The sequence below is a fragment of the Aliivibrio sp. A6 genome (assembly GCF_028765505.1).
Classification (GTDB): Bacteria; Pseudomonadota; Gammaproteobacteria; order Enterobacterales; family Vibrionaceae; genus Aliivibrio; species Aliivibrio finisterrensis_A.
In genome coordinates, this window is record NZ_JARACR010000011.1 from 1 (window position 1) to 23,168 (window position 23,168).

Consider the following 23,168-nt stretch of genomic DNA (forward strand, 5'->3'; position numbering starts at 1 on the left):
GTATTTTAGCGGCACGCTATGGCGGTGAAGAATTTGTTTTATTTACGACTGAGAGTGATCCAAAACAAGCGATTCGATTTACAGAACAAGTCCGAAAGAAAATCGATCAGTACAATACGCTGCACGAGAAAGTAACATTAAGTGCGGGAATAACCACAATCAGTAAACCAAATGTGCTATTAGATGATGTAATTGAACAGGCAGATAAAGCATTATATCACTCAAAAAATACGGGCCGAAATAAGGTTACTCATTATCGAGAGTTGTAAGCTGAATGGTTTTCATCGATATAAGAGAAATAAAAAAGGGAATAAATAATAGACAAGCTGAGAAGCTGTACTACGCTAAATAAAGTAAGTTCTCCATTTTATTAGCGCAAGGCTCAGTGATTTGAGCCATTTCCCTAAGCCCGTAACCAGGAATCGTTACGGGCTATTTTTTAGGGCAATATTGGTTCAACTCTCGGTTATTTAACGAGGTTATTTAACGAGGTTGATGCCTTCTTTTGTAATGGTGATTTTGCCTGCTTTATATAGGCCACCAATAGTCTTCTTGAACGTCCCTTTACTGGTTCTAAACTCAGCAAAAATATCTTCTGGAGATGACTTATCACTTAATGGTAAGAAACCGTCTTTTTTCTCTAAGGTCGCTAATACTTTTTCACTTAAATCATCCATACGTGCAACGCCTGGACGTTGTAATGACAATGAGATTTTACCATCTTCACGCATATCACTAATAAACGCTTTTAACTGCTTACCAATAAATAGCTTACCAAACACATCTGAATGGAAGATTAGTCCCCAGTGCTCGCCATTTACAACCGCTTTATAACCAAGATCGGTACGCTCTGCGATAATGATATCTACTTGTTGGCCTTTCTCGTAATTTGCAGGTGTTTTATCTAACCATTTATTAAAACGAGTTGTGCCTACGATGCGGCTAGATGCTTTATCAATATACACATAAACAAGGATTGATTGACCTTCGTTTAAACGACCGCGTTGTTCACTGAACGGAACTAATAAATCTTTCTTCGCAATACCCCAATCAACAAATGCACCAATGCTGTTAGTACCAATGACATTCATTAAACCAAATTGGCCTACTTGAGCTTTTGGTGTTTCAGTTGAGGCGACCACTTCATTTTCTGAATCAAGATAAATAAACACATCAAGCGCTTCGCCAACTTCAGTGCCTTCTGGAACAAAACGACTTGGAAGAAGAATTGAACCATAATCATCACCATCTAAAAAGACGCCAAAGTCTACGATTTTTGTTACTTCTAATTTGTTGATTTGACCAATTTTAATCATTACTTCAATTCCTAAATAAAATACTCTGTGATTATACCTGAACTCTGATATGCTTGCTTTATGAATTACCATTTTTATAGGCATTTCCTGTGATTACAGTTGGTAAGAAAGATGGCTTATCACTAAAAATCTCACATATTGTTGAAGAATCTAAGCAGCACGAACTAGAGATGTTTCTTTTTGTTCCCGGAGAGCTTGGTTTAAACAAGGACATGGTTTCTGAATCTGAGTTTTATTACAACTCAATCCAGAGCTATCGTACGTATTTCAGTGATAAAAACCACCTTCCCCTTGTGCACTCCCGTTTAGCACAGCGTGGACGCTTGTCTACTGAACAATACCGTTTAAGTTTGAGTTTATATGCTTATCAATATGCTTTGGCATTAGAGAAAGCCATACAGCAACTGAGCGATACTACTCGTGACGATATCACACATGATGAAGTTGAAGATGCGATTGAACTAGCGATTGATATCCTCAGAAAGTTACGACGTAACGTACCTTATGATGATGCATTAAAGCGTTACTACGCCAATATTGATAATTACCTTTCTTGGTATACCGAGCAAAAATTTCTTTCTCTCATTGCCCATATGCCACGCAATGAAGAATATAAAGAAATAAAAGAGAAGCTTATCGATTTTTGTGAAAAAGAAGATCTTCATCGTTTAGATAAGAGTTATAACTCTCGTAAAGCGCGTGAGGATATGACTCGTATGTCGAATAAAATGCGCTTACTTCGCCGTTTAATTGAGTTTCCTATCGTATTGAAAGAAAAAAACCTGGCGCTTGGTAAACACATTAAACGTATGGTGAAAGGTGGCGCAACGGCTGTTGTGATGATCTTTGTTTCATTAATGGTGATTCAAGCACGCGGCTTCTTGGGTGAAATTACCGCCTCTTTTATCTTTGCGGTTTCGTTTATTTATGCCATGCGTGAAGTCTTTAAAGATGATTTGCGTGATGTTATGTGGCGCTGGATACGTAAAGGTCAACCTAAATGGCGTAAGCGCTACCTTGATCCTACCACCAACACGTATGTTGGGCGTAAGTTAGAATGGCTAGATTACATGACGTTCTCTGAGTTGGATTCTGATATTCAAAAACTGCGTAAACATCGTGTGGTGCAGCGTGAAGAAGTGGTTCTTTCATACAAAAGCCAGACCAAAATGGCCATTACTAAATTCATGAGTGGTTATGAACAAACCCGTGAAACCATGTTGATTGATCTGCGCCCTATCGCTCGTTTAATGGAAAAAGGCTCTCAGAAGATTTATCAATTGAATGAGGGGCAAGTGAGTAAAGAATCAGTTGAAAAGCGCCACTTAATTAATTTAATCGTGCGTGAAACCATGGATGATTACAGTACTCAACTGCATCGTTGGAAGATTATTGTAAACCGCTCAAAAATTATCGATATTGAAAAAATTGCTATCGATAAGTAATACTAATTAAATCCAAACAATAAAAAACGCTTTTAGGTTTAATCCCCTAAAAGCGTTTTTGTATCTTAACGGTAGTACATTATCGTTACGCGGTAACTACAACCTCGGTTGCTGTCAGTTGCTCTAACAACTCTTGAATACGTAGATTTTGAGCCAATTCATCGATGGTAGTTAACACTGGCTTATTCGCTTTATTTGCCGCTTGAATCGCGTTACCTACAAGATGAAGAACGGCTTCGTTTTGTGGATCAAAGTGATGCTCTAGCGCTTCATTTTGTTTGTCTACGCCTAACGTAAATTGCGTCAATGTATCCACATTAATAATTAAACCATCAAAGTACTGCAGTAATTTATCTGCCATTAAAGCCGCGGCAGGTACATCACATACAAAGTGGACTTGTAAACCATTTAAACCACGTGGCAAACCTTGAATTGCTAAACGATCAATGATGGTTGCTGCATCACTTAAATTACGCACAAATGGCACCACAATTTGCACACTTGCTGTTGTCGCTGCGATGACTTTCTTTATCACTTCACACTCTAAAGCAAATTGCTCTGTACTCGCATCAGAGGCAAAACGAGTAACACCACGAACGCCCATTTTTGGGTTTTCTTCATGTGCTTCTAATTGGCCTCCCAGTAACCCTGCAAATGCAGCACTGTCAGCGTCTGAGAACGCAATTTTCACTTCTTTTGTTGATGCTTTGATATTCGCTAGGATCTCATTAGCTAAAGTATCTACAAAATGTGTTTTGCCATCTGCCGCCCCTTCAATAATAATGGCTAAACTTTGCGCATCAATATCGCTCATTTTTGGTGCTTTAATAACGGCTTTTGGGTGGTAAAACAAATGCTCTTGGATTAACCCTGCAATAGAAACATACAAAGTAGCTTCTGAATCGGTTTGAGACTGATATGAAGGTAAACTTGCCACACGAGTTAGCGTTGGTAAAATTGTATCTGTCATGCTTGCTCCAATGAACTCAATAAGTCGGTTTCATTATTTAATGTTATTTATGTTGAACATACCGATACATGAGCAACAACTCAAGTCTAAAAGATACAATACGTTAACTTTTCTTTACTCTATCTTTCGTTATACAAAAATTTTGGGTTTCATCCCCTTTGATTTTCCGTTATCTTATCCTTGTGTATTAAAGAATTAACGGGCGAAACTATGCCATTTCAAACAGATGAACTTCGTACTCAGCCATTAGGCCCTATGCCAACTCCTGCTGAGCTTACGACTGCTCACCCTATTACAGATGAGGTTGCTGAACATATTGAGCACTCTCGCGCACAGGTTGAAGCAATTTTAACTGGCAAAGATAAACGTCTTTTAGTCGTTGTGGGTCCATGCTCTGTTCATGATACAGATGCGGCTTTAGATTACGCACAACGCTTAGCCAATATACAAGATCAGTATAAAGATGATCTTTTCATCGTTATGCGCACTTATTTTGAAAAACCGCGTACCATTGTGGGTTGGAAAGGCTTAATTACTGATCCTAACTTAGATGGCAGTTATGCACTTGAAGCTGGTCTTCATAAAGCGCGTAAGCTCCTACTTGATATCAACAAACTGGGTTTAGCTACGGCGACTGAGTTTTTAGATATGATCACGGGTCAATATATTGCTGACTTAATCACTTGGGGTGCTGTTGGCGCTCGTACGACTGAGTCTCAAATTCACCGTGAAATGGCTTCTGCCCTATCTTGCCCTGTTGGCTTTAAAAACGGCACAAATGGCAATGTACAAATAGCTATGGATGCGATTCGTGCAGCGAAAGCTTCTCACTTTTTCTACTCTCCAGACAAGCAAGGTCGTATGACGGTTTACCGTACTGCTGGTAACCCTTTTGGTCACGTTATCTTACGTGGCGGTAACGATAAGCCTAACTTTGATATTGATTCGGTAACGGATGCGTGTCAACGCTTAGCGGACGTTGATTTACCACCTCATCTGATTGTAGACTTCAGCCATGCAAACTGTGAGAAAAAACACCGTCGCCAACTTGATGTAGCCAAAGATATTTGTGCTCAAATCGAATCTGGTAGCAACAAAGTGGTTGGCATTATGGCTGAAAGCTTCATTGTTGAAGGCAATCAACCAATGACCGATTTACATAACCTAACCTATGGCCAATCAATTACTGACCCATGCCTAAGCTGGGAAGATACCGTGACTATGTTAGACATGTTATCAAACACAATTAAAACATCTCGTTAATTTAAGGATTAAAACTATGCCTGCTTTTGATATCGTTTCTGAAGTTGATAATGTTGAACTAAAAAATGCGGTAGACAATGCTACTCGTGAATTAGCTACTCGTTTCGATTTTCGTGGCGTTGATGCTAGCTTTGAATTAAAAGGCGAAAACATCAAAATTAAAGCGGAAGATGACTTCCAACTGTCTCAGTTAGTAGATATTTTACGTGGTAACCTTGCAAAACGTGGTGTTGATGCTCGTGCTATGGAGATCAAAGACGCCGTTCACTCTGGTAAAAACTTTTATCAAGATATCGACTTTAAGCAAGGTGTTGATACGCTTATCGCTAAGAAATTAGTAAAAGAAATCAAAGCATCAAAAATTAAAGTTCAAGCTGCAATTCAAGGCGAACAACTGCGTATTACTGGTAAGAATCGTGACGATCTACAAGCTGCAATGGCACTTGTACGTGAAGGTGACTTTGGTCAGCCTTTCCAGTTCACAAACTTCCGTGACTAATCCAGTTTAATTATCTAAAAACATTGCTGTTTGATAGATATAAAAAAAGCGCCTCTGCTGTTTATCAGTGAGACGCTTTTTTATTATTTTCGATTACATTTTTCGTTAGGCTCTAGTTTAAAATTAGCTGACTAATCGTTCAAACTCATCAATTTGTTGGCTTACTCTGTCTAAGCTCTGCTGCCAAAACGTTTCTTCGGTTAAATCCATCTGCAAATGCTTTTGAACCACCTCTTCAGCTCTCATAGAGCCAGTATCACGCAATAAACTGACGTAATCTTGGTAGAAGCTCTCTCCTTTTGCCTCTCTTTGTGCATAAACACCAATACTGAATAAGTAACCAAATAAATATGGGTAATTATAAAAACTAACTTCCGGAATACTAAAGTGAAGCTTACTTGCCCAGAACATGGGATCGGGCTCAGACATTGCATCACAGTACCATTCAGACCATGTTTGGCTCATTAAATCAGAGAGTTGAGTTGGCCCAAGCTCTTTCGTTGCACGTTGCTCATAAAATGCTTTTTCAAACTCATAACGTACTGGGATATTAATGGTTAATGCGAGTGCTGAAGATAACTCTTCCCATAGCATTTCAATTTTATCTTCTTTGGTTTTTGCTTTAGCCAGTAATGCATCACGAACAACGTTTTCTGCAAAGATTGACGCCGTCTCCGCTAACGTCATTGGGTATTTAGTTTTGCATAATGGCATGTCTCGCATTACCCAGTTGTGGAAGGCGTGACCTAACTCATGTGCAAGCGTTAATACATCAGACATGCTATTACCCCAAGTCATAAAGACTAAAGGAGTACGTGTATCTGCAAATTTTGTACAGTAAGCACCAAGACGTTTAGTTTCTTGTGGTGCGGCATCAATCCAGCCATTTTTAACCATCAAATCAACAAAATCTGCCATCTCTTGAGACACACCAGCAAAAGCGTCTTTTATGATGTCAATGGCTTCATCAAAGCTGTAATTAGAGGCCTCTCCTACTAATGGTGGCATTGACGCTTGTTGATCCCATGGCGTTAACTGCTCAGTTCCAAACATTTTTGCCATTAAGCGTCCTGCTTTTTGTCCTACTGCGCGGTTCTTTTTTGCTACCGAGATCATGCTATCCAGCGTTTGTTGCTCAATACGGCTACCATGTAGGCTTGGTTCAAGAAAATGCAGCTTATTCGCAGCGCTACGCTTTTGGTATTCTGTTAAACGCCAACCTGCCAGTGCATTTAAGATGGCCGAAAAGCTTTCTTGGTTTTGTTTCATTGCCAACTGTATTGCACGCCATGCAGGCTCTCTACGTAGTGTATCGCTGCCATAGAGAATACTTGCCGCTTGAGACAACCCAATGGTTTCCTCTATTCCATTTGGAAGTTGCAGTGTCACTTTCATAGAGCCTGTAATATTGTCATACAAACGACCCCAGGCATTTTTACCATCAACACTCATGGCTGATAATAACTGCTCTTCTTTCACGCTTAGTCTTGTCGTAACCAGTTTTCTTTCTTCTTCAAGCAGGAAACGTTGTGCTTCTAATTCATCGTTTAGTGACAATACTTGTTCAAAGCATTCCGTTGGCGCATTTACAATCGCATCTAGATACGGGCTAAAAGCTTGAGACAGATCCGACGCAAGTTTTGTTACTTGGTTAACTAATGCTTTGGCTTGAGAATTTGATGCATCCACAGAAGCGATGCAGTTACCATAGCTCCCCACCGTGGCCAGTTGCACAGAAATGGATTCTTTCTCAATAATCGCCTGCTGCAACCCATCAACGTTGACATTAATATCATCAGCAGCGAAATGAAGAATACGCTCTTCAATTGAAATAATGGTATTTGCTAGCTTTGGATCATCAAGCGATTGAAATGCGATAGAGAGGTCCCAACTTGGTGCTGTCATTATCATGTCCTTTTATTTTGTTTTTTACATCATAACAATTGAATTCATTGGATAAAGGATTTATTGATAGAGACGCATTTTTTAAGTTAATTCGTCTTAATTTTCTATTTTTTGAACCAACAAACACGCCCTGTGTCCGTTTTCTACTTTCGCATTTGGAAACACAACACTTTCGCCACCACGTTGAGCCCGGTATTTAACCCCTTCATCTTCGGCAAGTAATTCATTCTCGTTAAATTGAGTAAAGTTCGCTAAGTCAGATGGAAAGTGAAATTCAAACTGCTCACTGTGTTTCATAATGCTTCGGGTTACTTGGTATTCAATGACACTCGATATAACCTTCTCATTATCTGTATGGCTATCATGGCTAATAAAATGTCGGAGTTCTTTTTCAAAATCAGCCAGTAAGGTTAAGTCATTTTCGCCCATTTTTGCCACTTTACCTAGCTCAACAGTCGCAGCATGAGCACCATGATGCTCTGCACTGTACCAACTAAAGGTTGATGCTGGCGCTTCTGAAAATAAGCAGGCTTCGATTTTACTTTGTGATAAAAAGCGAAGTAATGGATCTGATCTTTTATAATGCCTGTTATATGGATGAATTGCAAAAGTGTAATGCTGCGATGAACGAATTGCACAATGGAGATCTAAATGCCATTTTTCTTGTGCGTCATGTTTGGTAAAAAAGCGGTCCACACTTTCCATCAGTCTATTCGCTAAGGCTACTTCTACAACGCTATCGTCAGGGGTTTGATACCCGCTAAATAAACGATTCAAATTTGTATCAATAAATCGAGTATGTTGGTGTGTTGCTGCAGGATGTCCATAAATAAATAAACAAGGTTGAGTCAATGAGAGCTTACCGCTTTGAATATCTTCAATGATAGTATCAAGCAGTTCTATTGGAGATGTTTCATTACCGTGAACCCCCGATGACAATACAACAGCACGGTTAGAGGTAAAATCTAAACTTGGAACAAACTCTACGACACCTCGGCTATGATAAATAACCAGAGTGCCATCCGTAAGTAACCAACTTTTTTCTTTTACAGAGACAGATAAATCTAAGGTATTTTGAATAAATGAAATATGATCCATTGGTACTTCTCTTCCTTGGTAAAATATTCAACCAAAAAACTGTACCATTTACGTTAATGTTATTTAACAAAATACAAACAATTGTGTGAGTTCAAACACAATGGAATTCTAAGTTAAAAAAATGAAGGCAATAAAAAAGCTGCATAACAAATAATTGTCATACAGCTTTCATTCTCTTCAGCCAAAGATGGCAAGATTATTTTTCTACTGGTAGATTCTCAACGCGAGCTTTCAGTTTCTGGCCCGGTTTAAATGTTACTACGCGGCGTGCAGAAATTGGAATATCTTCCCCAGTTTTTGGGTTACGTCCAGGTCGCTCACTCTTTTCGCGTAAGTCAAAATTACCAAATCCAGATAATTTAACTTGCTCACCACTCTCTAGAGCTTGCTTAATCTCTTCGAAAAATACTTCTACCGTTTCCTTGGCGTCGCGTTTACTTAATCCAACTTTTTCAAATAAGGTCTCAGCCAAATCAGCTTTAGTGAGTGCCATAAAAACTACCCTCAAGTTACGTTAGACAGAGCTACAGTATTTACTGTAACTGGAAACTGAACAGTTAGAACAACAACTTAACATTCGTTCAACTCTTGACAGTGTATGCCAACTGACTGATTTTCGCCAACTTTTTTCTCAAAAATCATGATGCATTTATGAGATGGCGATCAAATTTATAAGCTTAATCTACTTAGATATCTTATATCAGCCTAACCTAAGTCATTGATTTAGTATATACCACTAATAATACATGGTTATTTAGAATATTCGTTCGTATGTAAAATTGTGATGCTGCCCAAATAATTATTAACAAATTTGAAAGTAAGCCATCTGTTTGATTGTGAACAAGTAAGCTTTAGGCCTCTATTACTATCTTCTAATCTATAGATACTAATCGAGTTTTTCTTCAGCATTATATACTAGACTGCTGCTTTCTCTCTTGCTTGGCCTAAAACGTAAATCTTTACCTCCGCGTTATTTTATAATAAAAAAATCCAGTACCAACAAACGTCAGTACTGGATTTTATATTCTTCTGTTAAAAAAGAAGTGTATTAGTCACGCAGTGTTGCTGAGAACTTCTCACCAATTGCAGCAACAATAGCGTCAACAGCTGAAGTGATATCAGCCTCTTCTAGCGTACGCTCAACAGATTGAAGTGTCAGTGCGATTGCAAGACTCTTCTTACCTTCTTCAACGCCTTGACCACGGTAAACATCGAACAGTTTCGCGCTAGTTAATAGCTCGCCGCCTGATGCTAAACATTCAGCAACGATATCACCAGAAGCAATAGCCTCGTCTGCAACGATCGCGATATCACGACGGTTTGCAGGGAACTTAGATACTGATGCAGCTTCTGGGATAACGCGAGTATTGATTGCGTCCCACTCGATTTCAAACATGATTGTACGACCGTTTAAGCCAAACTTACGCTCTAACTCTGGGTGTACTGTACCAATGAAACCAACTTCTTTTCCGCCAACAACGATAGCTGCTGTTTGGCCTGGGTGAAGTGCTGGGTGTTTAGCGGCTTTAAACTCATACGCTAATTCGTTAGCAGTTAGTTCAAGAACAGCCTCTAAATCGCCTTTAAGGTCGAAGAAATCAACCGTGTTTGTTGCGATATCCCAGTGTTCTTCACCACGAGTACCAGCGATGATACCAGCAAGCATCATTTCTTGACGCATGCCGTTTTCTGCTGATTCTTCAGGAATAAAACGCAGACCAGATTCGAATAAACGAACGCGTGGTTGCTGACGTTTTTGGTTATGAACAACAGTGTTGATCAAACCAGTCCATAGGCTTAGACGCATTGCTGACATGTCAGCTGAAATTGGGAATGGCAGAATTAACGGCTCAATCTCAGGCACGATCAGTTTTTGTTGCTCAGGCTCTACAAAGCTATAAGTAATTGCTTCGTGGTAACCACGGTCAACAAGAAGATCACGAACACGCTTAAGCGGTTGGTTTGCTTCTTTGTGATCGTTCATGTTTAGTGCAGCAACAGGTGCTTGGTTTGGAATGTTATTGTAACCGTAGATACGACCTACTTCTTCAATTAGGTCTTGCTCGATTGCAATATCAAAACGCCATGATGGAGATGTTGCTGTCCAGCCTGTGTCTGTCGTTTCAACAGAACAACCTAGACGCGTTAAGATCTCAACCACATCTGTTGATGGGATGTGATGACCTAATAGACCATCTAACTTGCTACGACGTAATTCAACCGTGTTTGCAGTTGGAAGATCAGCGTCAGATTCTGCTGCAGAGATAGGAGCTACTTCGCCACCACAAAGTTCAACAAGAAGCTGTGTTGCACGCTCCATCGCTGTTGCTTGTAATGTAGAGTCAACGCCACGCTCAAAACGTAGAGAAGAATCAGTGTGTAGACCGTATGCACGCGCACGACCACGAATGTGATCAGGTGCGAAGAATGCACACTCAAGCATGATGTCAGTTGTTTCAGAAGTAACACCAGACTCTTTACCACCAAAGATACCAGCGATTGCTAATGCTTTGTTTTGGTCTGCAATCACTAATGTATTGTGGTTTAGCTTCGCTTCGTTTCCATCAAGAAGAGTTAGTTTCTCATCTTGTTCAGCCATACGAACCACAATGCCGCCGTCGATCTTAGACAGATCAAACGCGTGCATTGGTTGCCCTTGCTCAAGCATTACGTAGTTTGTAATATCAACAATCGCATCGATTGAACGGATACCACAACGACGCAGTTTCTCTTGCATCCAGATTGGTGTTTCAGCTTTTGCATTTACGTTCTTGATTACACGACCAAGGTAACGTGGACACGCTTCAGTTGCTTTAACTTCAATAGAAACCGTATCTTCAATGCTTGTTGCTACTGCTTCAATAGTTGGTTCAACTACGTCTGCACGGTTAAGAACACCTACTTCACGAGCTAAACCACGAATGCTAAAACAGTCAGCACGGTTTGCTGTTAAGTCAACATCAATAGCAACATCGTTAAGTTCAAGAAGCTCACGAACGTCCATACCTAATGTAGAGCCTTCAGGTAATTCTAAAATACCGTCAGATTCAACATCAATACCTAGCTCAGAGAAAGAACAAAGCATACCGTGTGATGGAACACCACGTAGTTTTGCTTTCTTAATTTTGAAGTTACCAGGAAGTACTGCGCCAACAGTCGCAACTGCAACCGTTAGACCAAGACGACAGTTAGATGCACCACAAACGATGTCTAAAAGCTCTTCTTCGCCGATATCAATTTTAGTTACACGAAGTTTGTCTGCGTCTGGGTGTTGACCACACTCAACCACTTTACCTACTTTAACGCCGGTGAACTCACCAGCAACAGGTGCAACTTCATCAACTTCCAAACCAGCCATTGTGATTTGGTGAGCTAGCTCTTCGCTGTTAATAGCAGGTTTAACCCACTCGCGTAGCCAAGATTCACTGAATTTCATAAATTTCTAGCCCCGAATTACTTGAATTGTTTAAGGAAACGAAGGTCGTTCTCGAAGAACGCACGAAGGTCATTTACGCCGTAACGAAGCATAGTTAGACGCTCAACACCCATACCAAACGCGAAGCCTGAGTATTTTTCAGGGTCGATGCCAACAGAGCGAAGTACGTTAGGGTGAACCATGCCACAACCTAATACTTCTAACCATTTGCCATCTTTACGCTTCACATCAACTTCAGCTGAAGGTTCTGTGAACGGGAAGAATGAAGGACGGAAACGCACTTCAACTTCTTCTTCAAAGAAATTACAAAGGAAATCGTGAAGAATACCTTTAAGTTGTGCAAAGTTTACGTTCTCATCAACTAACATACCTTCCACTTGGTGGAACATTGGTGTGTGAGTTTGATCGTAATCGTTACGGTAAACACGACCAGGAGCGATGAAACGGAATGGTGGTTTGCCATTTTCCATTGTACGGATCTGAACACCTGATGTGTGCGTACGTAGCATTAGATCAGGGTTAAAGAAGAACGTATCGTGGTCAGTACGCGCTGGGTGATCGTCTGCAATATTTAACGCATCGAAGTTATGGAATGCATCTTCAATTTCAGGACCAGATTCAGTGCTGAAACCTAATTCACCAAAGAATTGCTCAATACGCTCAACGGTACGAGTAACTGGGTGTAAACCACCGTTCTCGATACGACGGCCTGGAAGGCTTACATCGATAGTTTCAGCAGCAAGTTTCGCTTCAAGCTCTGCAGTTTGAAGTGAATCTTTACGTTCAACTAATAACGTTTGAACCGCTTGCTTTGCTTTATTGATCAGTTGACCTGCTTCACGACGCTCTGAAGGATCTAGTTTACCTAGTCCTTGAAGCTGAAGTGTCAAATGCCCTTTTTTACCTAAGTATTGAACACGGACTTCGTCCAGAGCGACTAAAGAGCCTGCTTGTTCAATTTCTGCCGTTGCATTGGCAATGATCTCGTCTAGATGTTGCATCGTTTCCTCATCCACTTATAGGTGGTATCCGTTGCGAGTAAAATACATATCAGCACATAGTAATAAATCACAGCGCTAAATCCAAACTGAATTGGATAAAATAGCTGATCTAATAGAAAAAAGTACTTTTCTTAGCCAAATGCCTATAGAACACCTATCAATTCCCCTCTTTTTATATGGCTATCATTTTTATTTTATTCAATTTTTCACGCCATAGAACAAAAAAGCAAAAGATCAAATGAAAATGATAGTAATTATCATTCGCAGTATGTATTATCTTTCCCGAATTATGAGACCAGACACTTTCAAGGAATTAACATGTCTAATAAAAAAACACTTTTAGCTGCGTCTATTTTCGTTGCTCTCTCTCCCACTCTTCACGCTGAAAGCTCTTCTGATGGGAATTCAACAATATTTGATGAGGTTGTTGTATCGGCAACTCGAACAGAACAAAGCATCAAAGATGTATCAAGCTCTATATCAAAAGTCACTGCTGAAGACATTGATAAGACAATGGCAACCAGTGTTCAAGATGCTTTAAAATATACACCAGGGGTAACGGCAAATGGTGGCGGTCGTTTTGGTTTATCAGGGTTCACTATTCGTGGTATGAGTGACAGCCGTATTAAAATGTTAGTTGATGGCGTTCAACAACCTACCCCATACAATCCAGGATCCAATGAACAACGTAAATACCCAAGTGCTATTGAAATTGACACCTTAAAAGCAATTGAAGTAAACAAAGGCCCATCTTCTACTCTATATGGTTCAGACTCTCTTGGCGGTACCGTTCTAATGGAGACTAAAAATCCTGAAGATATTTTAAGAACCGAGGGAGACGAAAACGCTTTTGAAGTCAAAACAGGCTATAACAGCGTAGATTCAAGCACGAAAACTACGGGGACATGGGCAATGCGTGCTGCTGAACTAGAAACTCTAATTATGCTAACGTATAAAAAAGGCAGTGAATCACAAACCCATTCTAACGGTGCAGATATTGAAGGCCCAGATCGTGGTGCAGCAAACCCAGCAGATGCACAAATTGGCAACTTATTAGCAAAAGCCTTTTACCAATTAAATGATTCACACCGCATCGGCACGACTGTGGAATATTACACATCAAAATATGATGAAGATGAGCTTTCCCAAAATGGTTATTCTATGATGAGTAGAGGGGTGCCTATCATTACTTATTATGATAACTACAACAAGGACACAACAACTCGATTACGCGTTGGTTTAGAGCATGAATGGACAGCTAATAATGCGCTATTCGATACGCTAGAATCAAAATTAAATGTACAACAAACTGAATCATTATCTGAAAACTACGATACTTCAACCGGGGCTTACGGCAGTGGTCGCCGTATGCGTGAACGTATTGCTACTGATGATTCTATCCAGTTTGACGCACAATTTGATAAAATTGCCGAGTTTGGAGAAGGATTCCATCAAATCACTTATGGTGTAAGCTTTAGACAAAACAAGTTCGCAACTGAAAATACCGATTATAAATACGATAAAGGAACCGTTGGACCGGGCCATACCGATATGCCTGATGCAACCATGACGCTGTATGGTATTTTTGCGCAGGACCAAGCTTTCTTACTTGATGAACAATTGGTGCTAACTGCTGGTTTACGTTATGACTCATTTGAAGCAAAACCAGAAACCAATGACGGTTTTAAAACAGAATATCCTGACAGCAAAAATGACGCTTTTACGGCTAAATTAGGGTCGGTTTATCATATAAATAATAACGTTAGCGTACTTGCTCAAGTAAGCCAAGGTTTTAAAGCCCCTACTCTACAAGATATGTACTACTTCTATGACAGTGGCGCAGTAATTGATGCAAACCCTGACCTAAAAGCTGAAAGCAGTATTTCGTATGAAGCAGGTATTCGAGCTCAATCTAATGCCGCACAACTTGAGTTAATTGCTTTCTATAATGATTATTCCGATTTCATCAACCAAAAATACATAGGTAAAGTCGTTGGTGGCCCGAACGATGGAAAAGAACATTACACAAAAGAGAATATCGATTCTGTAGAAATTTATGGGGTTGAATTTAGTTCTACTTACTTATTGGATGAAGCGTTTAATGCACCTCAAGGAACCTACTCGAAACTAAGTATTGCTTATGCTGAAGGCCGAGATAAAAAGACAGGAGCATCAATAGACAGTGTTGCCCCGCTAACTTCAAACTTAGGCTTAGGTTATGACTCCATTGGTTATACTTACGGTGCTTTATTAAACATCAATATGGTGGCAGCAAAAGACAAATGGTCAAACGTTGGTCATGAAAACATCAATGTTGCTGGTTACACCTTGGTTGATTTAACGGCTTACTATAAGCCAATGAAGGATTTAACCCTTCGTGGTGGCTTATTCAATGCGCTTGATAAACAGTACTGGTTATATAACGACATGATTGGTACTGAAGCCGGTGATGATGGTATTGATCGTAAAGCTCAAGCAGGTCGAAATTGGGGTATCGAGTTAGATTACAAATTCTAACAATGAATAAAACTTAACGTTAATTGGCTAGTTCAAAGCGGCATCATCGCCGCTTTTTTTATGTTTGTTGTATTATGATTTTACTATTTCAGAGGGTTCAAATGGACCGTAGTTATCTATTTCCTTAGGGTGGTTTATTTCAACGTATCTACTTTTACGAAATACACTTAATAGATGCTTCTTTATCTCTTCTCGATCGTTAGGAAAATAAAATAACCATTCGTATGAAGCATATAAATCATATGGATGGCTTATAATGGCAAAAGTATCCTCTTTTCGAATATCAAATAAAGTATATTCATCAGAAAAAAGTATGTATGACTTGCTGATTTTTGACTCAAACCCTGTCATTTTAAATGACAACAATGCACAAGCTCCTGCCCCAACAAAAGCCATAGGCCCTATTATAGTTACAGCAAAAAAACTTACCGCCACACCAAACCAAGCAAAGCCTCTCATCACTTTATACGCCATTTCAGGAATTATCTGCTCTGTTGTAAAGTGAATGCCTTTTTTTGTTAAATAAAAACAAATATGCTCATCAGCAAGAAATAAATAACGAATAACAAAAGTCATTATTAAACCAATGAAAAATAAAACTGGAACCGCAGCCATATCCTGTATTAATAGCATGAGTAAACTATAACCAAAAAAAGGGACTCCTATAGATACAATCCATCTAAGTGTATGGCCAAAATTACGCCCAATAGCTTCCCACTGATAAATAACCTTAGCGTTATAAAGATCATTCTTAAGTTTTAATTCATTGTCTTTATCGTGCATTATTTAACTCATCCCTTACGACTTCACATCAATCTTGATCCATTGGGTGTAAGAACTCTTTATATTTATAATGGGAATAAATATCATCTTCTTCCTCTACCTCATAAAAATGACCATTTGGATAAAAATCCCTCAAGGTATTGAAAATATCATTTGCATTTTTTTTATTGCAAAAAATACCATCCAATGACAATAATAATTGAGCATTTGGAACTATCGTTATATAGTTTATTTTTGATGATTTAATTATCACTGACTCATCGAAATACAAAGTTTCAAACATCATAGCTTTCAACCTAAAGTTAACCAGTTTGAATGAGAGTAACGCACTCGCTCCAGCCCCAACAAACGCCATAGGGCCAACAAAAACAACTGCAACTAAACATACTACGACACCCACTCGACCTATCATTCGTATACATTGATAAGCATACTCAGGTACCACATCTGCCTGCTCGGTTAATATTCCGTTTTTAGTGAACTTGTAAATCCGCTTTATATCGGCTGATGCAAAAAAAATAAAAACCAAATTAAGTAAAAGCCCACCTCCTACGTAAATAATAATCTCTCCAACATCAAGTCCATCATGACTAGAATCATACGACATCCAAAAAATAAATAATGAACATAACAATGCCACAAAATACCCCAAATATTGATGCTCTATTGTTTCATACTCATAGAGTACTTCTTCGTTGTATAAATCCATTCTCATGGTTTCTATTTTGTCTGTATTATCTATATCTTTATGAGTTAGCATTATTTAACCTCACAATCTCCATACCTAAGTTTTCTTTTTTTGAATAATCATTAAATGAAGTAACCTTATTTACATTTAACTTTATATCCCCGCTACCACCTTGAAAACCTGAATAAGAAATAACATGAGGTGTTCTATTGGCTAAAACATCTAAATAAATGGTTATATTAGAAATATCTTCTGAATGGTTTCGTTCAATTTTCATTTGATAACAATTATTATCATTATTTACTTTAGTAAAATTGACTTCTACTTCTGATTGGTAGACCTCGTTATTTCCAATGAAATTATAATGTTTTATTGCTTTTTTAGATGAGTTTTTAATTACTTTAATTCCAAACCATTTATTGGATAAGTAATCAGGTAACTCAATCGTTAACGTCCATTGTTTGTCTGAATACGTACTTGCCTGATACGTTCTAACTATTCCAGTGTCTATCTGGGCTACTGGTTTATTTAATATGTTTTGCAAGTTAACTAGTTCAATTTCTGGTGACCACTTAACCGTCTTTACTCCCCATATGGATTGCACTAACCACAACTCCATATCGGTTCGTTTAAACATATTAATGAATACCGTTGCTGCAATATAAGCAATACCAAATACACTTAACCAAATAACCATCCAAGGAGCAAAAATAGCGCCTATTGAACCATTCATAAAACATGAAATTAGTTGAGTTGTAAAAATACCAGCTTGCCCAATTAACGAAATAACTTTCAATTTTTCAGCTAGCACTTCCTCTTTTGATAAGAGAGGGCTATCTAAGCGTTGATAGACATAATAAATTTCAGATACACTGGCGATTAATCCAGTAACAGCCACTAATCGAGTTAGATTTACAAATTTAGTAATGAGTTTTTTATTTATATCAATAGCTTGTTTTCTTTGTAATTTTAATACACGCTTATCTTTCATCACTTCAGCCCATGCAGCGTCTCTTGATACCAAAGCGCAGGCATTTACTGTCCAAGAAGCCGTATAAACAACCTCTGCGGCGACTGATTTATATTCCTCTGTCGTCTTACTCTCTTGGTTTCTTTGAAGTAAATTTGAAAAAACGGTCATTGAGTTCCAAATGTTTAATGCTGCAACAACCCCATTCCAACTTGCTGATCCTTTCCACTTCCTTTCCGAAAAACTAACAAGATCTGCCTTTGTATTCTTATATGCAGCCCAACTCTCTACCACGCTTTTGCTGATTGCCCCTTTTATATTTAAGCTTGACCCATTTTGCGAAACCTTAAGCATTTGAGGCATGTTCTCTGAAATAAATTCAGACGTTTTTTGTACTAACACGGCAGCAAATTGTTCTTTCCGAATAATCGCAGCCATTGTTTTACTGTTAGATAATAAAAACTGATCATGTTTTTTATTAAATGCCGCCAGTTCTTTAGGGTAATTAGGATTTACAGAAACAATAAAACTGCTATCTGCTAGATTTTCCATAATGAGAACTCTGAAGCGAGTCATAAAACTAAGGGCACTGAATTGATTAGTTCGAGGTTGAATTGCGTTGAGCATCTCCATCGAAGGTCGAAATTGCAGTATCGGATTGGCTTTATTACTGGCAATAAATGCAACAAACACGGCTTTAATATCGATATGAACCAGCTTGTACCAATCAGAATCTTGAATTCTTACGTCACCTGTTAATGTATCGAATTCTGATAATCGAGTATGCAATGCGATCATGTCGCTTGGGCTGCTCATATTAAGTGCAGCGCCACCTTCAGAGTAAGTGGTTAACTCATCCACCACTTCTTTTGAGTAAGCAAACGGGGCTAATGCTAATAAATTGTTTGGTTTACTCAGATCTAGCATTTTTTCTAAATAATGCTTAATTTCCGGAACATTAAAAGCCGATTGAACAAGCTCAACGGTTATTGGTGAAAATAGTTCGGATAAATAACGTTGACCAACCTCTGTTTGGTTATCAATTCCGAAATACATAGGATCGACGCCCACCTGTTCAATGGCATCTGTTACCTCTTTATGTTGATAAACTAACTTACTATTTAATGTTTCTACTTCTGATAATTTATCGTATTGTTCAAATAGGTATTCGTTTAATTCATTCCATCGAATTTCATCAAAATTTCGATATTGCCTTTTCCACTGAGAAGTATGTTCCTTTTTGATTTCAAAATTAAACCGCTCTTTTATGGTTTGTTTTTTCGCTTCTAACGCCTTATACCATGAGGTATTTTCTACCCCTTCGCCGACATGATATTCATAAGATGCTGAAGATTGTTGGACATTTTGCTCTTGGTATAAATACTCATTTATCTCTATTTCTAGCTTTAACCGTTCAATTGGATCTGATTTAATATGTTCAGGAAGTTGATCATCACTAAATGTTACCCTTGCTAAAGATCGTGTTAATTCAGCCATTTGAGCTTTGTACTCATCCTCCTCTGTTCCTTGTAGTTCAACAATACGCACGTATGTTTCTGACAACTTCAAAAACAGATCCGTTATATCTGCCAACTGATCATCCAGTGCGATATACAAAGCGCTGTTCTTTTCTAGTAAATCGCATTGATAGTCGGTTTCTAATACTGGTTTCTTATGAGTAGCGAGATGAAACTCATCATCGGAGGGATCATCGTCTTTTAATGGTGAACATGTTTTTCCAAACAAGGTATCGGAGGGCTTTGGCGTACCAATATCAGAAACAGCATGAACAAAATCACGCATGCCACCACCGTGTTCTATTTCTAATGTGTTTGAATAGGTTTTTAAGTCGACAGTTCGCATCCATTCGTTTCGGCATTGAGTATTTGAGCGCATGTGTTCGCATAAGCGCCATGTCCAACGTTGGTGAGAAAATGATATGGTTAATGTGTCATTCTTAGAGTAAGACAAACAGCTTTTAGCCTCTCCTGCTTGCCCTCTCTCTTCTGGTGCTTTATCGGCTTCATTTGAGCCCCAGTCAATCTTAATGAATTGAGAGCCTTTCACCTGATATTCATGAAAGGTTTTATCTTTATTGCTATAAACGTAAAGCCAACCGTCTCTTAATTGTCTTAATGTATATTTTGAATGAGCAACATCAAAAAAGCCGTGACCTTTATGGGTATCAAGTAATGGGTGTTTTTGCTCTTTTTCTTCATTATCCATATCATCAATCGCATAACGAACCGGAATGATATCAATAACGCCAAACTTTACAGGGCAAGCCCCTGCTGGGTTTTTCGCATCTTTTTTACTGCCACACATGGCCGCATTGTTTGCTTCGCTCATTCTTGTAAATCCTTTTGCATAGAGTGACGATATTGATAGGCCAAATCCGCCGCTTGTTTGATTCTTTGTTCTGGGGTTTGCTGCGATGTTTGATAGATCAATTCGGTGATTTTTGGGTATTTATCGGTTGTGATCGCTTCTTTACCTAAATATCCCATCACATTCATAAATAGACAGACGTCAGTCTCATTTTGAAACCCTCTGCTATAAGCGGCATCGAACCAATACTGAATCCATTTTTGTTTATCTGTTACGTTTTCTAAGCAATGTGGGAAGAAATACTCCACATGATTAAGTGCATAGGCATAGGCATTTTCAGTCGCTAACTCTCCTAACGCTTGCCATTGTTCATCCGTTAAACGATAAGGCTTCTCGCTTTTCACCTCAATGCAAGGCGATAGATAATGGAGCCATCCCTTTTTATATGGAAGCCATACTTCTTCAATATGTTGCCAATACCAATCTGTTCCTGTTGAGAATAGAACATTGGCACACCCTGAATGCGCGGATTTCAATATGATAGATGAACCGTAAGGCGACAGAACCTTAATCACACTTCTTAAATGCTCTGCAAGGCTTTCTAGATCTAACGCCGAACTGAATAAGAAACCGTCTAGTTGACCACGTTGGCTTTCAAACCATTGTGCAATAACAGGCGTTGCTTTTACCAAATAAGGAGAGACAGATATCAACTCATTCCAAGGCTCATACAAATAAAGAGGTTCTTGCTCAATCACCGTGTCTAATTGATACAATTGTTTTAATACGTCAACACTCTGACTTGTATCTAGCATCAAATAGAAGGAGGTGAAGTCATCAATATTCAGAGAATCAAAGCACTCTGTTTCCATTACTCTTGCCCCTGCTCTTGCTCGCATTCCTCGCAGACTGGATCCAATGTTCTTAATGCCTCGATCTGACGAGTGGCGTGAATTTTACTCCTTGTGTATTCAAAGGCAGTTGCGCTTTCAGCTACACTACCTGCCACTTCACTCTGCTTCATGATAGGTTGAGTTGCTGTTATACCTGCATATCCACTACCGCTTCCTGCACTGCCGCCTTTGTTTAAATCAATGGCCGCTCCAAGTAGATGAATACCACCAGAATCTAACTTCATTGTACTACTGCCTGTGGTGATGGTCAGCTCACTGCCAGCATCAAGCACTGCTTTATTACCCACCTTAATATGTAACTCGGTGCCTATTTGATCAAGTCGACTGCCTTGGATTTTTTGTTGAACAGAGCCTGATACTTGCTGGTGTGCGTCACCTTTAATTGAGCTTAAATTATCTGATTGCACGGTCAGATGATTATCTTTGGTAATTTGATGAAATTGATCATGATGCACAACAGAGTGATCATCATTAAATATCTCGCTAGTACGGTTGTTTTGAATTTGGCTATCCATGTCTTTCGCTGCATGAATATAGATCTGCTCTGACGCTTTTTTATCCTCAAAGCGCAGCTCATTAAAATTATCTGCACCAATGGAGCTTGATGTTTTAAATGTACTTCGTGTTTTATGCTCTGGCAGTGTATATGGAGGTTTATTATCCCCGTTATACAGTGAACCTGTGATGATGGGTTTATCGGGATCCCCCTGAATGAAACTAACAATCACTTCGTGTCCTATTCTTGGCAATACAAACTGACCGTATTGATTACCAGCCCATCCTTGTGAAGTACGGAGCCAACAACTTGTTTTCTCATCAGCTTGGCCATTTCTGTCCCAATGAAATTGCACTTTTACTCGCCCATATTCATCACAATAGATCTCTTCATTCTCAGGCCCCGTTACCATTGCTGTATCAATATTATGAATGCGGGGTTTCTCTATTTTTGCTAAACGGTAAGGAACTGACCAAGGAATACATTGAAAACGAGATTCAAAATGAGAGGTCCCCTCTGCAAGCTCTTCTAACACTTGCGGTTGTCTACCTTCGTAATTAACCGAAGTAATTAACCAACTGGTATTCCACTCTTCTATCGGATGGTTTGATATGGGTTGAAAATACCCTGGTGTTAATTGCGGACTGTCGCTCGCTCCACGTAATATCGTTTGATTAGTACGTTTACTTTCAAGATAAAGGTTGGCTTGTTCTAAAGCTTGATAATCGTAATGCTCTAACGCCTCTTCACTGGCGATGTTTTCTTTCTGCTCAGAACTTTTTTCTGCTTGAATTATTTGCTTTGGTTGATAAAAAGCATAATCTTTTATTGAATATTTACCGGTTTGAATGTTCTGTTCTTTAGCCAGTGAATAAATCACATCGCTCTCTTGTGCCATGCCATTTTCAGGCATAAATTCAAGTTCAGGAAGATTTGTGTGGGTTTCTTTGCCATCGGAAATAATTAATTTCGATTGCGATTCTGTATGTTCAAAATAAGAAATTAATCCTTCTTCTGACATTAGGCGTTGCACAAATTGCGCATCGGTTTCACCATATTGCACACAATAATCTCGATTTTTATGCTCGTGATAAAGCTCAATCTCATAATGATGATTTAAAATACCAGCGTTAGAATAAACTTCTGAAATGATGTCATGTATTGGTTTGTGTTGAAAAATCTGATAATTATGACGAAGTGATAGCAAAGAAAAAACAGGAACTAATGATAGCCGATACGTGCTAAATCTAAATGATGTACTAATCTGCTCCATAGATTGAATAACACCATGAACAAACCGAGTATTGGTATCACTATTTGCATTATCTCCATAGATACTTAGTCGTGCAGGCAGCTGTAACCACTCTTCTAAAATAAGATCTGGGTCCTCACAAATAAAGGTAATATCAAACTGATAGCTCTCTCCTAATTTTTCTTCACCTGTAAATTCATAAACTTGAAGAGGTAGTTCTATTGTCGTTACATCCAAATCAAACTTAGCTTGATTAGCATCCTGCATGGTCAACTCAGCCTTTAATT

At 38.9% G+C, this 23,168-nt stretch carries 17 protein-coding genes; 5 read left to right on the forward strand and 12 right to left on the reverse strand.

Translation table 11 applies throughout. The annotated features are described in order from the left end of the window. A partial coding sequence (locus PVK70_RS08385; RefSeq protein WP_274441307.1) for a GGDEF domain-containing protein occupies nt 1-269 on the forward strand: 269 nt, incomplete at its 5' end. Between the two features lie 210 nt (nt 270-479). Here PVK70_RS08385 and PVK70_RS08390 read toward each other — a convergent pair. Next, entirely contained in the window at nt 480-1,316 is an 837-nt protein-coding gene (locus PVK70_RS08390; RefSeq protein ID WP_165367224.1) for a CvfB family protein, read from the reverse strand. 89 nt (nt 1,317-1,405) lie between these two features. Here PVK70_RS08390 and PVK70_RS08395 point away from each other — a divergent pair, with 89 nt between their 5' ends. After that, on the forward strand, nt 1,406-2,761 hold the full coding sequence (locus PVK70_RS08395) for a hypothetical protein (protein ID WP_130047816.1): 1,356 nt from the start codon (nt 1,406-1,408) through the stop codon (nt 2,759-2,761). 85 nt (nt 2,762-2,846) lie between these two features. Here the strand turns inward: PVK70_RS08395 and PVK70_RS08400 are convergent, their stop codons facing one another. Beyond that, the gene (locus tag PVK70_RS08400; protein WP_130047817.1) at nt 2,847-3,731 is read right to left on the reverse strand and encodes a putative PEP-binding protein; all 885 of its coding nucleotides are present in this window, start codon (nt 3,729-3,731) and stop codon (nt 2,847-2,849) included. Between the two features lie 210 nt (nt 3,732-3,941). Here PVK70_RS08400 and PVK70_RS08405 point away from each other — a divergent pair, with 210 nt between their 5' ends. After that, nucleotides 3,942-4,994, forward strand: a complete 1,053-nt coding sequence (locus PVK70_RS08405; protein ID WP_130047818.1) for a 3-deoxy-7-phosphoheptulonate synthase — start codon at nt 3,942-3,944, stop codon at nt 4,992-4,994. A 16-nt stretch (nt 4,995-5,010) separates the two neighbouring features. Beyond that, complete coding sequence (locus tag PVK70_RS08410; RefSeq protein WP_130046274.1) at nt 5,011-5,493, forward strand: YajQ family cyclic di-GMP-binding protein; 483 nt, start codon at nt 5,011-5,013, stop codon at nt 5,491-5,493. 123 nt (nt 5,494-5,616) lie between these two features. Here the strand turns inward: PVK70_RS08410 and PVK70_RS08415 are convergent, their stop codons facing one another. The 5 genes from PVK70_RS08415 to pheS all read right to left on the reverse strand — a co-directional run bounded on the left by PVK70_RS08415 (nt 5,617) and on the right by pheS (nt 12,933). Further along, complete coding sequence (locus PVK70_RS08415) at nt 5,617-7,398, reverse strand: M3 family oligoendopeptidase (RefSeq protein WP_130047819.1); 1,782 nt, start codon at nt 7,396-7,398, stop codon at nt 5,617-5,619. A 96-nt stretch (nt 7,399-7,494) separates the two neighbouring features. Then, nucleotides 7,495-8,496 (reverse strand): succinylglutamate desuccinylase, encoded by a 1,002-nt coding sequence (locus tag PVK70_RS08420; RefSeq protein ID WP_130047820.1) that lies wholly within the window; start codon nt 8,494-8,496, stop codon nt 7,495-7,497. 196 nt (nt 8,497-8,692) lie between these two features. Continuing rightward, entirely contained in the window at nt 8,693-8,989 is a 297-nt protein-coding gene (gene ihfA / locus PVK70_RS08425) for an integration host factor subunit alpha (RefSeq protein ID WP_005419121.1), read from the reverse strand. A 555-nt stretch (nt 8,990-9,544) separates the two neighbouring features. Further along, entirely contained in the window at nt 9,545-11,932 is a 2,388-nt protein-coding gene (gene pheT, locus PVK70_RS08430) for a phenylalanine--tRNA ligase subunit beta (protein ID WP_130047821.1), read from the reverse strand. Nucleotides 11,933-11,949: 17 nt separating this feature from the next. Further along, nucleotides 11,950-12,933 carry a phenylalanine--tRNA ligase subunit alpha gene (gene pheS, locus PVK70_RS08435; RefSeq protein WP_045102137.1) on the reverse strand — a complete coding sequence of 328 codons (984 nt, stop codon included), beginning with the start codon at nt 12,931-12,933 and terminating at the stop codon, nt 11,950-11,952. Between the two features lie 318 nt (nt 12,934-13,251). Here pheS and PVK70_RS08440 point away from each other — a divergent pair, with 318 nt between their 5' ends. After that, entirely contained in the window at nt 13,252-15,450 is a 2,199-nt protein-coding gene (locus PVK70_RS08440) for a TonB-dependent hemoglobin/transferrin/lactoferrin family receptor (protein WP_274441310.1), read from the forward strand. Between the two features lie 72 nt (nt 15,451-15,522). Here the strand turns inward: PVK70_RS08440 and PVK70_RS08445 are convergent, their stop codons facing one another. The 5 genes from PVK70_RS08445 to tssI are packed head-to-tail and all read right to left on the reverse strand — an operon-like array spanning nt 15,523 to nt 23,148. Then, entirely contained in the window at nt 15,523-16,233 is a 711-nt protein-coding gene (locus PVK70_RS08445) for a hypothetical protein (protein WP_130047823.1), read from the reverse strand. 28 nt (nt 16,234-16,261) lie between these two features. Then, complete coding sequence (locus tag PVK70_RS08450) at nt 16,262-16,993, reverse strand: hypothetical protein (protein WP_130047824.1); 732 nt, start codon at nt 16,991-16,993, stop codon at nt 16,262-16,264. After that, nucleotides 16,980-20,240, reverse strand: a complete 3,261-nt coding sequence (locus PVK70_RS08455; protein WP_130047825.1) for a T6SS effector BTH_I2691 family protein — start codon at nt 20,238-20,240, stop codon at nt 16,980-16,982. The genes PVK70_RS08450 and PVK70_RS08455 overlap by 14 nt, the downstream gene beginning before the upstream one ends. Then, the gene (locus PVK70_RS08460) at nt 20,237-21,091 is read right to left on the reverse strand and encodes a DUF4123 domain-containing protein (RefSeq protein ID WP_130047826.1); all 855 of its coding nucleotides are present in this window, start codon (nt 21,089-21,091) and stop codon (nt 20,237-20,239) included. The genes PVK70_RS08455 and PVK70_RS08460 overlap by 4 nt, the downstream gene beginning before the upstream one ends. Then, nucleotides 21,091-23,148 carry a type VI secretion system tip protein TssI/VgrG gene (gene tssI, locus PVK70_RS08465; protein WP_130047827.1) on the reverse strand — a complete coding sequence of 686 codons (2,058 nt, stop codon included), beginning with the start codon at nt 23,146-23,148 and terminating at the stop codon, nt 21,091-21,093. The genes PVK70_RS08460 and tssI overlap by 1 nt, the downstream gene beginning before the upstream one ends. Nucleotides 23,149-23,168 lie beyond the last annotated feature (20 nt).

Bases quoted from the DNA above. Each gene is read 5' to 3' on its own strand.
- PVK70_RS08460 (WP_130047826.1), bottom strand. From the start codon at position 21,091: ATGGAAACAGAGTGCTTTGATTCTCTGAATATTGATGACTTCACCTCC.
- PVK70_RS08390 (WP_165367224.1), bottom strand. From the start codon at position 1,316: ATGATTAAAATTGGTCAAATCAACAAATTAGAAGTAACAAAAATCGTA.
- PVK70_RS08405 (WP_130047818.1), top strand. From the start codon at position 3,942: ATGCCATTTCAAACAGATGAACTTCGTACTCAGCCATTAGGCCCTATG.
- pheT (WP_130047821.1), bottom strand. From the start codon at position 11,932: ATGAAATTCAGTGAATCTTGGCTACGCGAGTGGGTTAAACCTGCTATT.
- PVK70_RS08420 (WP_130047820.1), bottom strand. From the start codon at position 8,496: ATGGATCATATTTCATTTATTCAAAATACCTTAGATTTATCTGTCTCT.
- PVK70_RS08410 (WP_130046274.1), top strand. From the start codon at position 5,011: ATGCCTGCTTTTGATATCGTTTCTGAAGTTGATAATGTTGAACTAAAA.
- PVK70_RS08450 (WP_130047824.1), bottom strand. From the start codon at position 16,993: ATGCTAACTCATAAAGATATAGATAATACAGACAAAATAGAAACCATG.
- PVK70_RS08415 (WP_130047819.1), bottom strand. From the start codon at position 7,398: ATGACAGCACCAAGTTGGGACCTCTCTATCGCATTTCAATCGCTTGAT.
- pheS (WP_045102137.1), bottom strand. From the start codon at position 12,933: ATGCAACATCTAGACGAGATCATTGCCAATGCAACGGCAGAAATTGAA.
- PVK70_RS08455 (WP_130047825.1), bottom strand. From the start codon at position 20,240: ATGAGCGAAGCAAACAATGCGGCCATGTGTGGCAGTAAAAAAGATGCG.
- tssI (WP_130047827.1), bottom strand. From the start codon at position 23,148: ATGCAGGATGCTAATCAAGCTAAGTTTGATTTGGATGTAACGACAATA.
- PVK70_RS08445 (WP_130047823.1), bottom strand. From the start codon at position 16,233: ATGCACGATAAAGACAATGAATTAAAACTTAAGAATGATCTTTATAAC.
- PVK70_RS08400 (WP_130047817.1), bottom strand. From the start codon at position 3,731: ATGACAGATACAATTTTACCAACGCTAACTCGTGTGGCAAGTTTACCT.
- ihfA (WP_005419121.1), bottom strand. From the start codon at position 8,989: ATGGCACTCACTAAAGCTGATTTGGCTGAGACCTTATTTGAAAAAGTT.
- PVK70_RS08440 (WP_274441310.1), top strand. From the start codon at position 13,252: ATGTCTAATAAAAAAACACTTTTAGCTGCGTCTATTTTCGTTGCTCTC.